Source organism: Neorhizobium sp. PAMB6630 (genome assembly GCF_058242775.1).
This window is the reverse complement of sequence record NZ_CM177836.1, coordinates 1,006,004-1,018,872: the sequence shown is the minus strand read 5'-3', so window position 1 is coordinate 1,018,872 and position 12,869 is coordinate 1,006,004. Positions and strand designations below refer to the sequence as shown.

Sequence of the window (12,869 nt, the reverse complement as noted above, 5' to 3'; positions counted from 1 at the left end):
CCTGCCCGCACCAATATGATCTCCGTCAAACCGGTCGCAGAAACCCAGGGCCTTAACCCAGTGCTTTGTCAGTTTGCGTTGACCGAAGGTCTCAGGCGCTTGCCAGCCAGGCGGCCGCCTGTTCCTCGTGGCGGGCAGCGCAGGCGTCTGCGCAGAGCTTCAGGATATCGGCCCGGCGGCAAAGCTGCGTCCCCTCCGTCATCACCGCAGCGGCGCCCGCAGCAAGGCCGAAGCGGAAGGCTTCCCGGATATCCTGCCCCTTCGACAGCGCCCAGACGATGGCACCGACAAAGCTGTCTCCGGCGCCGACTGCCGAGCGCACCTCGACCTTGATCGCTGGCATCAGCAGGCGCCCTTCCGGACCAACCAGCATGGCACCGTCCTCGCCCAGCGTCAGCGCCACGTAACGGGTGACGCCACGCGCGACGAGGTCTGCGGCAAACGCACCTGCCGTCTCGATATCCAGCCCGTGGCCGACGAGCCGTTCCAACTCGCTCAGGCTTGGCTTGAAGAGAAAGATGCCGCCCTCGGCAATCGCTGCCGAAAGCGCCTCGCCGGACGCATCCAGCACGAAGCGGCCACCGGTTTCGGCCGTGCGGCGTGCCATGTGGGCATAGGTATCGGTGGACACGCCGCGCGGCAGACTGCCGCTTGCCACGACATAGCCGGCTTTCTGCCGGTCTATGAGGCGCATGACCGGTTCGATCTCCAAGGCCGAGACCACAGGGCCTTCCGGAACGAAACGATATTCCAGCCCGCTTTCGTCCTCATGCACCATAAAGGCGATGCGCACCGAGCCCTTGATCGGAAAAATGTGCAGCCCAAGCGGAAGCGCTTTCAGCGCTTCGACAAGAATAGCGCCTGTTGCACCGCCGGACAGCACCGCCACATCCGCCTCGCCCCCCATTTCGGCAATCACCCGCGCCACATTGACACCGCCTCCCCCAACCTCCTGGCGCTGATTGCGCACGCGCATCTTGTGGGTCGGCACGATGCGCGTGACATCATTGGAGAGATCAAGCGTCGGATTGAGGGTGATGCAGAGAATGGCGGTCGATGACATTGGCGGGGAGATCAATGGGGGCATCGGCGGGGCTCCTGAGCGGGATCAACGGGCGCAACCATGATCAATGGCGCGCAAGGCTTCACAGCGCTAACACGCACAAGGCAAAATGGTTTGATCCAGCGCATCCGAGAGCCGGCATTTTTCCGGACTTCGCCGGTGCAGGCAGCGCGTTGAGACGGCGTTGTCCGGGCGGCGATTGCCACGTGAGCACGGCCACGTCCCGCCCGGGATTTGCCCATTATACAAGATATTTCTAATTTACACTAATCGGCAAGCATCTCGCTAACTGGCGCCGTGTATACAAGGATGACGGGCAACCATTCCCGAACGCGGAACAAAATATGCACGTGTGCGGCCCTGCCGCCTGCGCAAAACCTTGGACTCTGCGGCAGAAAAGACTATCTATGTTGCGCTGCAGCAAGTTCACAGCGTATCGCGCAGCGTCCTTTGAGCTGATGCCCAAATTTTCCGACTTCGGTCGGCACTACCAAAGGAGTTGATAATGACCATGTCCCAAACAAATTTTGATGAAAGCCAGCCCGTATCCATCGCCGACACGATCGCCGAAGGTCGCCGCGCGTCCGGTTACAGCCTAGAAGACCTCGCCATTACCTGTGGCCTGACGGTTGAAGAACTGGAAGCCATCGAAGCTGGCGCGGATCAGGATCCCGCTCATGTCCGCCGCGTCGCCGCGGCGCTGCAATTGCAGACACTGACCATCTGATCAGCCGCCTATCGCAGAGCGGGCCAAAAGCCCGCTCTCATACGCCCTGCTGGCCGCAAGGCTTCACGAACATCTTGATAAACTGGAGAGTTTGGTAGCGGGGGGCGGAATTGAACCGCCGACCTCAGGGTTATGAATCCTGCGCTCTCACCAACTGAGCTACCCCGCCAAGAGCGACTGCCGTGTGTCTGTTTCGTGACCCGTCCGGCGTGCTGGGGGGCTTATAAAGGGATGCTCCGACCAAAGTCAAGCACGCTTGCGGCAAAAACCAAGCCTTTGCGACAGCGAATTTCGAAACGCCGTTCAGGCCGCCGCCGGCGTCAGGAGAAGCGCCTTCAACGAGGCTTCCGCTGCCGCATCCCGTTCGGACCGGTCGATGAAACCGCCGCCATAAACGCGCGCATCCGCACCTTCTGCCGAATAGAGTACGCAGGCCTGGCCGGGCGCGACACCGGCTTCACCGATGGCGAGATCGACATAGATGCCGTTTTCATCCGCGTGCAGCGTGGCAGGCGTTGGCGGGCGCGTGGAGCGCACCTTGGCAAAACAGTCAAAGCCATCGCGCGCGTCGTCAAACAGCGCGGAATCGCCGATCCAGTTGACGTCGCGCAGGTAGACGCGGCGGGTTTCCAGCGCTTCCTTCGGGCCGACGATCACACGGCGACCACGGGCATCGAGGTAAACCACGTAGAGCGGCTCGCCTGTGGCGACGCCCAGACCCTTCCGTTGGCCGATGGTGTAATGCAGGATGCCCTCGTGGCGACCGAGCACACGTCCGTCGATATGGACGATCTCGCCCGAAAGTGCAGCGTTCGGCTTCACCTTGTTGATGATATCGGCATATTTGCCCTGCGGCACGAAGCAGATATCCTGGCTGTCGGCCTTTTTGGCAACGACAAGCCCCATGTCTTCAGCCAAAAGCCGTACATCGGCCTTCGACATGCCGCCCAGCGGAAAGCGCAGATAATCGATCTGCTCCTGGGTGGTCGCAAACAGGAACCAGCTCTGGTCGCGATCGGCATCGATGGGACGGAACAGCGCGCGGCGGTTCGGGTTTTCCGCAGAGGGGTTGAGGCTGGAGCGGATGTAATGGCCGGTCGCCAGCGCATCGGCGCCGAGATCCTTTGCCGTTGCCAGAAGATCGGCAAACTTAACGGTCTGGTTGCAGGCAACGCAGGGGATCGGCGTTTCGCCCATGGCATAGGCTTCGGCAAACGGGTTGATCACTGTTTCGCGAAAGCGCTTTTCGTAATCGAGCACGTAATGGGGAATACCGAGCGTTTCCGAGACACGGCGCGCATCGTCGATATCCTGGCCGGCACAGCAGGAGCCGGCGCGGTGGACGGCGGCACCATGATCGTAGAGCTGCAGCGTGATGCCGAGCACGTCATAACCCTGGCGTTTCAGAAGACCGGCAACCACGGAGGAATCCACGCCGCCCGACATCGCCACGACGACGCGCGTATCCTCCGGCCTCTTGTCAAAATCCAGCGTATTCACAGGAACTCTCTTCGTCATCTCGCCGGGTTGCCTGCACGATAACATCGCGCCCCGCTGCCACGGCCCATCTCGGTGCCACGCATTTAGAGTGTGGATATAGAAAGGACGCGGCAAAAACGCAAGGTTCGTCGCACTTGCAGGCGATTGGCGAGCAGCCGTTACTGCTGCATCATGCGGCCTTCAGTGCCGGCGGCAACACCTGCGGTGCGCAGGTCTTCGCCACCGGAGCCTGACGCGCGCACCTTGGGCAGTGCATGCGGATACTCGCGCTGGATGAAATCCACCAGCTTTTCACGCACTTCGCAGCGCAGGTCGAACGCCTTGCCGGCATCGGCTGCCGAGACGAGGATGCGGATTTCCATGACGTTCTGCTTGAAATCGGTCACCGCGACATTGACCACCTGCCGGTCCCAGAGTTTGGAGGCGGCAGCGATCTCCTCCACCTTCTGGCGCAGAACCGACACCGGCACCGTATAATCCAGATAGATCATGACAGTGCCGATGAGGGCTGCCCCTTCCCGCGTCCAGTTCTGGAACGGGTTTTCGATGAAATAACCGAGCGGCAGGATCATCCGCCGCCAGTCCCAGAGTTTCACCACCACATAGGTGGCGGTGATTTCCTCGACCTTGCCCCACTCACCCTCCACCAGAAGCGCATCATCAATGCGGATCGGCTGGGTGATGGCAAGCTGAATGCCGGCAAACAGGTTTTTCAGCACCGGCTGCAAAGCAAGACCGAGAACGATACCGGCCACACCGGCTGACGCCATCAGCGACACGCCATACTGGCGCACCGCCGGAAAGGTCATCAGGGCAAAGGCGAGCGTGAAGGCAATGATGAGTGTCGCTGCCACACGCTCCATGATGCGCGACTGCGTGACGTGTTTTCGCGCCAGAAGATTGTCTTCCGCATCCAGCTTGAAGCGGCGCAGATAGACGGTCGTCCAGATGTGCAGCGTCGTGCGCGCCATCCAGCCGATCAGAACGATGAAGCAGAGCAGCAGTCCGTGGCGGAGAAGGCCCGTCTGCTGATCGGTCAGCGGCGCGATGCCGATGGCCGGCACCATGACCCAGGCGACGATGGCAAGCCGCATCGGCCTTTCCGTGCGCGAGACGAGCGAGCGCAGGAAAAGATCGCGATCCTTGACGATACGGGTGAGAAGCCGAAAAACGAAGCGGTGAATAAGGGAGCCCACCAGCACCGCGAGGATGAGCACGATCATTGCCAGAAGCCAGTTGGGCAGCCAGGCGATGACGATATAGAAATATTCTTCGAGACGCTGTTCCATCTGAAGGCACTTAGGGTGCAGTGCAGCAGAGGAAAGGGAGAAGGGCTGACATTCCCGTGAGGCCGGCGCATCACCCCATTTGAAACACAATGGCGGCCGCAGCGTTCGGTGTCCGGTATCAAGAGTGCGATTTAAGGCGGAGGCTTAAAATGGCGGATCAGGGATCTTTGCGGCGGTTCATCGAGGCGCAGGCGCCCGTTTACGCGCAGGCGCTGGACGAGTTGCAACAAGGCGCCAAGCGGTCCCACTGGATGTGGTTCATCTTTCCGCAGATTGCCGGCCTTGGGCATTCCTCGACTGCTCGCTTCTACGCCATTGCCGACCGGGCGGAGGCGGAAGCCTATCTTGCCCACCCTCTCCTCGGCAGCCGGCTTGTCGAGTCGACGCAGGCCATGCTGATGCACCCGGAAAAATCGACCCACGCCATCCTCGGCTCACCTGATGATATGAAGTTCCACTCGTCCATGACGCTGTTTAACGCCATGTCGGAAGCAGACGGCAAAAAGGGCTCGCCTTTCGGCCAAGCCCTTCTGACATTTTATGATGGCAGGCCGGACGAAGCGACGCTTGCCCGGCTCTAGCCTCAGTTGACGCCCTGAATGGCGGATACCTTCCAGTCCTCGCCGCCCTTGCGCACGAAGGTCCAGATTTCCGTCGCCTCCGTCGCATGCGCCGGGTCGCCAGAGACGACCTTGCCGGTATCACGGTCCACCATCACGTCGATGCTCTGGTAGCGCATGGCAACCGTTGCATATTCGAGGCCGTTTTCGCGCCAAGCTTCGGACAGATCGCCCTGCAGAAGCTGCACGTCCTTAACGTCATTGCGGTGGCCGTTGGTGGCGTTTTCGCCCAGTTCCTCGGCGAGATAGGACATGGCTTCCGGCGTCGTCAGGGCGCGCAGGCGGCCGTAATCCTCTGCACCATAGGCGCTCTGCACCTCGGTCAAACGCTTTTCGAACTGATCGAAATCGCGGTTGGTGATGCCGATCTCATCCGTGCGGGCTGACGCGACACGCGGCTTTTGCGCAGCCGGTGCGGAACCGCCACCGAGCGAACCCATTTGCGGGATCTTGAAGCCACCGAAATTATTGCCCTGCGGCGCCTGCGAATTATAGCGATCGAGACCGCCGGCCGGGCCGCTGGCGGCCGGCTGCTGGCGACGCGCAAAGAAGCGCATGGCAAGGAAGATCAGGCCACCGATCAGCAGCATCTGGAACAACATGCCGAACATGCCGGCCATGCCGCCGAAGCCGTTGCCCATCAGCATGCCGAACATGCCGCCAAGGAGCAGGCCGCCGAGAATGCCGCCGCCGAAACCGCCGAACAGGCCACGGCGCGGCTGAGTTGCCTGCGCACCGGCTGCTGCGGAAGGATTGGTTGCCTGGTTATTCGGCGTCATGGAACGCTGGATCGGCGCAGCCGTCGTCGGTGCGGTGCTGGTGGAAGGCGGGGCGGAATAGGTGCGTGTGCCGCGGCTGCCGAAACTGCTGCCGCCACCGGCGCGACGCGCCTCGGCGAAATCAACCGCCGCCAGCGACACCACCATTCCGAGCGCCAGCACGGACAGAACGTGCTTGAAGCGTCGAAGCGTTGAAAACATCTCTCTCTCCTCATAGATCCGCTTTTAAGAGCGTGCCATCTATATAGAGAGCGTAAGTTGCAGCTGTTAGGGAGGCGGGGCGATTTTTCGAAATCGTGATCAGTGTTGATCGGCTTTTCCCCCACGGCTCCCTTTCATTCGCGCAACAAAAACCCGGCGCGAAAACATCCGGCCGGGTTATTGTCGTTCAAAATGTGGAAAGGCTTATTCGACGTTGAACGTAAGCGGCTTTGCCTGCTTGATCGCCGGATTGGCGGTCAGCTGGTCGAGCACTGCCTGAGCCACGGGACCATCGACATAAAGAAGCGCGATGGCGTCGCCATTTTCCTTCTCGCGGCCGAGCTGGAAGTTGGCGATGTTGACGCCGGCATTGCCGAGCGTCGTGCCCATGAAGCCGATCATGCCGGGAACGTCGGTGTTGGAGATGTAGATCATGTTGGTGCCGACATCCGCATCCATGTTGATGCCCTTGATCTGGATGAAGCGCGGCTTGCCATCGGAGAAGACAGTGCCGGCAACCGAACGCGTCTGCTTTTCGGTCGTCACCGTTAGCTTGATGTAGCCGTCATAAACGCCGGTCTTGTCGCGCTTGACCTCGGAGAGCACGATGCCCTTTTCCTTGATCATGATCGGGGCCGAAACCATGTTCACATCGGCGACCTGATTGCGGATCAGGCCGGCGAGAAGTGCTGAGGTCAGCGCCTTGGTGTTCATGCCGGCGGTGATGCCGTCATAGAGGATCTCGATCGCCTTGATCGGGCTCTCGGTGACCTGACCGGCAAACGAACCGAGCACATCGGAAAGACGAATGAACGGCTTCAGGATCGGGGCTTCTTCCGCCGTGATCGAGGGCATGTTGATGGCGTTGGAAACGGCACCCTTCACCAGATAGTCCGACATCTGCTCGGCCACCTGAAGCGCCACGTTTTCCTGCGCTTCCGTGGTGGAAGCGCCAAGGTGCGGCGTGCAGACGACGTTCGGCAGGCCAAACAGCGGGCTTTCCGTGGCAGGCTCCACTTCGAACACGTCAAAGCCTGCACCGGCGACATGGCCAGCCTTGATGGCATCGGCCAACGCGGCCTCATCCACCAGACCACCACGGGCGCAGTTGATGATGCGAATGCCGGGCTTGGTCTTGGCAAGCGCTTCCTTGTTGAGGATGCCGCGCGTCTTGTCGGTCATCGGCACGTGCAGCGTGATGAAGTCTGCCTTGGCAAGCAGCTCATCCAGCTCAACCTTGGTGACGCCCATTTCCTGCGCCCGCTCAGCCGAGAGGAAGGGGTCGTAAGCGAGCACGTGCATCTTTAAGCCGAGTGCGCGCGAGCAGACGATGGAACCGATATTGCCGGCGCCGATGACACCGAGCGTCTTGCCGGTGATTTCGACACCCATGAATTTCGACTTTTCCCACTTGCCGGCCTGGGTGGAGGCATCGGCCTGCGGCAGCTGGCGGGCAACGGCAAACATCAGCGCGATAGCGTGTTCAGCCGTGGTGATCGAGTTGCCGAACGGGGTGTTCATGACGATGATACCGCGGCGCGAGGCGGCGGGGATATCGACATTGTCGACGCCGATGCCGGCGCGGCCGATGACCTTGAGATTGGTCGCAGCGGCAATCAGCTTTTCCGTTGCCTTGGTGGCGGAACGGATGGCAAGGCCATCATAATTGCCGATGATTTCAGCAAGCTTGTCCTTGTCCTTGCCGAGCTTCGGCTGGAAATCAACTTCAACGCCGCGATCGCGGAAGATCTGGACGGCAGTTTCCGACAGTTCGTCGGATACGAGAACGCGAGGTGCCATGAGAGGCCTCCTTCAGAAGGGTTCAATCTGTATGGGGAAAAGCGGCTTCGCCCTGATGGCGAAGCCGAAAGCACTTCAAAGCTTTAAGCGGCAGCCTTGGCGAGCGCTGCCTTCTGGGTCTCATAGGCCCAGGTCAGCCACGGCATGACAGCCTGCATGTCGGCAGTCTCGATGGTCGCACCGGCCCAGATGCGAAGGCCGGACGGCGCATCGCGGTAGGCGCCGATATCAAGCGCGACATTTTCCTTTTCCAGAAGCGCCACGACGCCCTTGGCAAAGGCTGCCTGCTGGTCGGCGTCGAGGTTTGCCACCTCGGGATCAACGATCTTCAGGCACACCGACGTATTGGAGCGGGTGGCCGGATCGACGGCGAGATTGGCAATCCAGTCATTGGCGTCGACGAAATCGAAGATGACCTTGGCGTTCGCATCGGCACGGGCGATGAGCGCTTCAAGGCCACCGAGCGACTTTGCCCAGTTCAGCGCATCGATATAGTCCTCGACGCAGAGCATGGAGGGCGTGTTGATGGTTTCGCCGACAAAGATGCCTTCGATCAGCTTGCCGCCCGAGGTCATGCGGAAAATCTTCGGCAGCGGCCAGGCCGGTACATAGGTGGTCAGGCGCTCGACAGCGCGGGGGCTGAGAATGATCATGCCATGACCGCCCTCGCCGCCCAGAACCTTCTGCCAGGAGAAGGTGGTGACATCGAGCTTGGCAAAATCGAGTTCCTGCGCAAACGCCGCAGACGTGGCATCGCAGATCGTCAGGCCCTTGCGGTCTGCCGGAATGAAATCGGCATTGGCAACGCGCACGCCAGAGGTGGTGCCGTTCCAGGTGAAGACGACGTCGCGGTCGAAATCAACCTCGGCAAGGTTCGGTAGCAGGCCGTAATCGGCATTGAACTTGCGCACATCGGCCAGCTTCAGCTGCTTCACCACATCGGTGACCCAGCCGGCGCCAAAGCTTTCCCAGGACAGCATGTCGACGCCGCGCTCGCCGAGCAGCGACCACATGGCCATCTCGACAGCGCCGGTATCGGAAGCCGGCACGATGCCGATGCGGTAATCCGCCGGCACATCTAAAATTTCGCGTGTGAGATCAATGGCCTGCTTCAGCTTCGTCTTGCCGACCTTGGCGCGGTGCGAACGACCGAGCGGGGCATCGGAGAGAGCATCGAGCGACCAACCGGGGCGCTTCGAGCAAGGGCCAGAAGAAAAATGGGTATTATTCGGACGGGTGTCCGGCTTCGCGATGTTCGCCATTTTGGCTATCCTTCCAGATAGAAAGCCCTTCGTTGGGGAAGGGTGTCCCGCCGCTGGTGTTAGTGGAAGCCGCTTTCCTCGTCAAGTCGCATTCGAAACGGCCGCTGTCTTTTCCGCGCCGGATATCGGCGATTTTCAAACTTGATTTGAATCAACATGTTTTCGCGTCGACAGGCCTACAGTCTCTTCATCGGGACCGTGAAACGACGCGCGCCGAAGTCGAGCGCAGCTTCAGCAAAGCCGCAGCCGACCACCTGAAGACCAATCGTTTCCTGACGCATTCATTTAAAAATCAAAGAGGTTCGCCATGACACTGCAGACAACCGCATTTGCCCCTGAACAGCAGAAAACCCGTTATTACCTGCCCTTCCTCGCCGGCTTCTACGAAAGCTTTGCCCAGCCCTTCGCCTGGACGGCATTCCGGGTTGCCATCGGCGGCATGCTGATGGTGGAGGGTTATCCGAAAATCATGGCGCCGATGGCGCAGATCGGTTTCGTTGAAAATCTCGGCTTTTATCCCGGCTGGCTCTGGTCGCCGACGCTGGCGGCCATGCAGTTCTTCGGCGGACTGATGATTGCCCTCGGGCTTTTCACACGACCCATCGCGCTTGCCAATGGCGTGATGCTGGCGATCACCCTGTGGTTCCACTACGCCCACCCCTATGGCCATGCCCTTCTGACGGATGGTGGAATTGCCGCCTTGAAGGCCGGCAGCGATCTCTTCACGCCGACGGCCACCGTGCGTTTGATGGATGGCGGCACGAAATTCCTCGAACAGGTGCAGACCAAGGCCGAACTTGCCTCGCTGTTCTGGACCGGCGGCGCCTTCCTGTTTGCCGCCTGCGGCGCCGGCTCATGGTCGCTCGACCGGCAGGTGCTGAAGCGCGAGTTCTAAACACGGTTTCCAAATGAAAAAGCCGCCTCGGGCAACCGGGGCGGCTTTTGCTGTCTGCAGGCGTGCAGCACGCTTACTTGTAGATGAGCGGCTGCGCCGGAACGTCTTCCTCTACATAAGGCTTGGCGCAGCTGCCGAACAGGTAACGGGCGCCGACGCGGGCTTCGTGTACGTCAAAACCCTTGTCGTTGCCGGGGCCGCCGTTCGAAGCAAAACCGAACATGTCGCCGCCTTCGACGTGGCGATAACGATAGCCAACGTCGGCCTTGAGGTTGCAGGTGACATCGATGGTGGCGCCGGCCATCAGCGCATAGGTGAAACGCCAGTTGCCCTTGCCGCCATGTTCCACGGTGCTGTCGCAGCCGCTGCCATCATCGGCGCAGGACGTATTGCGCAGCTTATCCCACTTCACATAAGTGCCGCCGAGGCCACCGCCGACGTAAGGCGTGACATAACCGAAGGTGCCGAGATCGACATAGGCGTTGGCGAGAAGGCTATAGGCACGCATGTGCGAGATATCGCTGGACGTGCAAGGACCAACGCAGGCGCCGAAGGCAGCACCACTGCCCTTGGTGGAGCCCTCGAACTTGCTCTTGGAGAGGTAATCGAAGGTGAGATCGGTGCGCAGCGCGCTGTTGATCTGGTAGCCGACCCCTGCCCCGAGCAGGAAGCTGTCTTTCAGGTCGGTGCTCGAAAAATCCGTCTTCGAGGCGGAAGAACCGCCCTGATAGAACTCGGCGCCCTTCAGATCCTTGAAGGCATAACCGACATCGCCGCGCAGATACCAGCCGGTGGCGGCCTCCTGCACGGTGACCTCAGGTGCATTCATCAGCATCGGATCCATTTCGGGCTGAGCGACATCGGCGGCCTGGGACACGCCCGCGGCAAGCATCAGCGCAAAAGCGCCGGACAGGGTTCTTCTCATGGAATCAGGCTCCGCATTCCAAAATCGTAAAGCGCGCAAGGTGGCGTCGTTCTTCAAATCTGGAGCGATCATTAACCAAAAAGGTAAAGGAGCAATTAAGCCTAACAACATATAAACGCTTGCGAATTCAAGCCTTTTATCGTTTACCTCCGGTTAACCGGTGTGTCTCTGCCATCAAAAAAACCCGCAAGGACAGGCCTTGCGGGTTATCAAATGCGCTCGGAAAGGTAAAAGCTCAGGCGGCGGTGCGGACGTTGGCGATCACGCCCACGAGATCGCCAACGATGCGTTCGATCTGGCTGCGATCATCGCCTTCCGCCATGACGCGAATCAGCGGCTCGGTGCCGGAGGGGCGGATAACGAGGCGGCCCTTGCCACCCAGTTCCGCCTCGGCGCTATCGATGGCCTGACGCACGATGATATCCTCCAGCGGCTTGCCGCCGGCAAAGCGGACATTGCGCAGAAGCTGCGGCACCGGCTCAAAACGGCGGCAGACTTCGCTCACCGGCTGGCCGAGACGCTTGACGCGGGCCAGCACCTGAAGCGCTGCCACCAGCCCATCACCGGTCGTGCCGAAATCCGACAGCACGATATGGCCGGACTGTTCGCCGCCGACATTGAAATCATGGTGGCGCATATGCTCGACCACATAACGGTCGCCGACCTTGGTGCGGGCAAGCGTCAGGCCCTTGTCGCCGAGAAAACGCTCCAGGCCGAGATTGGACATGATGGTGGCGACGATGCCGCCGCCGCGCAGTTTTTCGTCATCGGCCCAGCTTTCGGCAATGACGGCCATCAGCTGGTCGCCGTCAATAATCTCGCCGCGCTCGTCTACGATGATGACGCGGTCGGCATCACCATCGAGCGCAATGCCGATATCGGCGCGCACTTCATGCACCTTCTTGCGCAACGCATCCGGGCTGGTGGAGCCGCAATCAAGGTTGATATTGGTGCCGTTCGGCGTGTTGCCGATGGTCACGACATCGGCGCCGAGTTCCCAGAGCGCTGTCGGTGCCACCTTGTAGGCAGCGCCGTTTGCGCAGTCGATGGCGATCCGGAGGCCCGACAACGTCACGTCGCGCGGCAGGGTGCGCTTGACGAATTCGATATAACGATAGATGTCGCCATCGACGCGCTTGGCACGGCCGATTTCTTCCGGCTTTGCCAGCTGCGAATAAAGATCCTTGTCGAGCAGGTCCTCGATTTCCTGTTCCAGCTCATCCGACAGCTTATAGCCATCCGGGCCGAACAGCTTGATGCCGTTATCGGCAAAGGGATTGTGCGAGGCCGAGATCATCACGCCGATATCGGCGCGCAGCGAGCGCGTCAGCATGGCAACGGCGGGTGTGGGGATTGGGCCGAGCAGGAAAACATCGAGGCCGGCGGCCGTAAAACCCGCGACCAGCGCGTTTTCGAGCATATAGCCCGACAGGCGCGTATCCTTGCCGATCACCACCCGGTGGCGATGGTTACCGCGCCGAAAAATCGTGCCGACGGCAATTCCGACGCGCATGGCCAGATCCGGTGTCATCGGAAAAACGTTCGACTGTCCGCGAATACCGTCGGTGCCAAAATAGCGGCGTGCCATGCATGCTCCTTGGAGTTTGCGCGCCTTGTGTCGCGCGTCTCATTCTGAACTGGCGGCCGGTTTTGCGTGTTTCGCGCGCGGCGCCGATGCTGCCTCATGCCATAGATCCCGGCACCAGGCACATAAATTACCGTCAAAATCGATTATATCTCGTTACCTAAACGGTAAGTATCGCCGGACTTAAACAGGAAAAGACCGCCCGGACAAACCGGACGGTCTT

12 protein-coding genes and 1 tRNA gene are annotated in these 12,869 nt (G+C 60.5%); 4 read left to right on the top strand and 9 right to left on the bottom strand.

Annotation, left to right across the window (positions count from 1 at the left end):
* Positions 1–91: 91 nt before the first annotated feature.
* Positions 92–1,087: a 1-phosphofructokinase family hexose kinase gene (locus tag AC4CWF_RS04765; protein ID WP_491283989.1), complete on the bottom strand. Its 996-nt coding sequence runs from the start codon at positions 1,085–1,087 to the stop codon at positions 92–94.
* A gap of 481 nt (positions 1,088–1,568) precedes the next feature.
* Here AC4CWF_RS04765 and AC4CWF_RS04760 point away from each other — a divergent pair, with 481 nt between their 5' ends.
* Positions 1,569–1,790: a helix-turn-helix domain-containing protein gene (locus AC4CWF_RS04760; RefSeq protein ID WP_491283988.1), complete on the top strand. Its 222-nt coding sequence runs from the start codon at positions 1,569–1,571 to the stop codon at positions 1,788–1,790.
* A 92-nt stretch (positions 1,791–1,882) separates the two neighbouring features.
* Here the strand turns inward: AC4CWF_RS04760 and AC4CWF_RS04755 are convergent.
* The 3 genes from AC4CWF_RS04755 to AC4CWF_RS04745 form a co-directional block, all read right to left on the bottom strand.
* Positions 1,883–1,959: transfer RNA gene (locus AC4CWF_RS04755), tRNA-Met, on the bottom strand.
* A gap of 134 nt (positions 1,960–2,093) precedes the next feature.
* Positions 2,094–3,290 (bottom strand): tRNA 2-thiouridine(34) synthase MnmA, encoded by a 1,197-nt coding sequence (mnmA, locus tag AC4CWF_RS04750; protein ID WP_491285215.1) that lies wholly within the window; start codon positions 3,288–3,290, stop codon positions 2,094–2,096.
* Positions 3,291–3,448: 158 nt separating this feature from the next.
* Complete coding sequence (locus AC4CWF_RS04745; protein WP_491283987.1) at positions 3,449–4,579, bottom strand: mechanosensitive ion channel family protein; 1,131 nt, start codon at positions 4,577–4,579, stop codon at positions 3,449–3,451.
* 149 nt (positions 4,580–4,728) lie between these two features.
* Between AC4CWF_RS04745 and AC4CWF_RS04740 the strand changes: the two genes are divergently transcribed.
* On the top strand, positions 4,729–5,160 hold the full coding sequence (locus AC4CWF_RS04740; protein WP_491283986.1) for a DUF1810 domain-containing protein: 432 nt from the start codon (positions 4,729–4,731) through the stop codon (positions 5,158–5,160).
* Between the two features lie 2 nt (positions 5,161–5,162).
* Here the strand turns inward: AC4CWF_RS04740 and AC4CWF_RS04735 are convergent, their stop codons facing one another.
* The 3 genes from AC4CWF_RS04735 to AC4CWF_RS04725 form a co-directional block, all read right to left on the bottom strand.
* Positions 5,163–6,179 carry a Tim44 domain-containing protein gene (locus tag AC4CWF_RS04735; protein WP_491283985.1) on the bottom strand — a complete coding sequence of 339 codons (1,017 nt, stop codon included), beginning with the start codon at positions 6,177–6,179 and terminating at the stop codon, positions 5,163–5,165.
* A gap of 204 nt (positions 6,180–6,383) precedes the next feature.
* Positions 6,384–7,979, bottom strand: a complete 1,596-nt coding sequence (gene serA / locus AC4CWF_RS04730; RefSeq protein WP_491283984.1) for a phosphoglycerate dehydrogenase — start codon at positions 7,977–7,979, stop codon at positions 6,384–6,386.
* Between the two features lie 83 nt (positions 7,980–8,062).
* Positions 8,063–9,241: a phosphoserine transaminase gene (locus AC4CWF_RS04725; RefSeq protein ID WP_491283983.1), complete on the bottom strand. Its 1,179-nt coding sequence runs from the start codon at positions 9,239–9,241 to the stop codon at positions 8,063–8,065.
* 32 nt (positions 9,242–9,273) lie between these two features.
* On the opposite strand from AC4CWF_RS04725, the gene AC4CWF_RS04720 reads away from it, so the two are divergent.
* On the top strand, positions 9,274–9,552 hold the full coding sequence (locus tag AC4CWF_RS04720) for a hypothetical protein (RefSeq protein ID WP_491283982.1): 279 nt from the start codon (positions 9,274–9,276) through the stop codon (positions 9,550–9,552).
* Complete coding sequence (locus tag AC4CWF_RS04715; RefSeq protein WP_491283981.1) at positions 9,549–10,136, top strand: DoxX family protein; 588 nt, start codon at positions 9,549–9,551, stop codon at positions 10,134–10,136. Before AC4CWF_RS04720 ends, AC4CWF_RS04715 begins: the two co-directional genes overlap by 4 nt.
* A 73-nt stretch (positions 10,137–10,209) precedes the next feature.
* Here AC4CWF_RS04715 and AC4CWF_RS04710 read toward each other — a convergent pair whose 3' ends face one another.
* Both AC4CWF_RS04710 and glmM read right to left on the bottom strand, forming a co-directional pair.
* A complete protein-coding gene (locus AC4CWF_RS04710) occupies positions 10,210–11,061 on the bottom strand; it encodes an outer membrane protein (protein ID WP_491283980.1) in 852 nt (283 codons plus the stop codon).
* A gap of 235 nt (positions 11,062–11,296) precedes the next feature.
* Positions 11,297–12,649 carry a phosphoglucosamine mutase gene (glmM, locus tag AC4CWF_RS04705; RefSeq protein ID WP_491283979.1) on the bottom strand — a complete coding sequence of 451 codons (1,353 nt, stop codon included), beginning with the start codon at positions 12,647–12,649 and terminating at the stop codon, positions 11,297–11,299.
* Positions 12,650–12,869 lie beyond the last annotated feature (220 nt).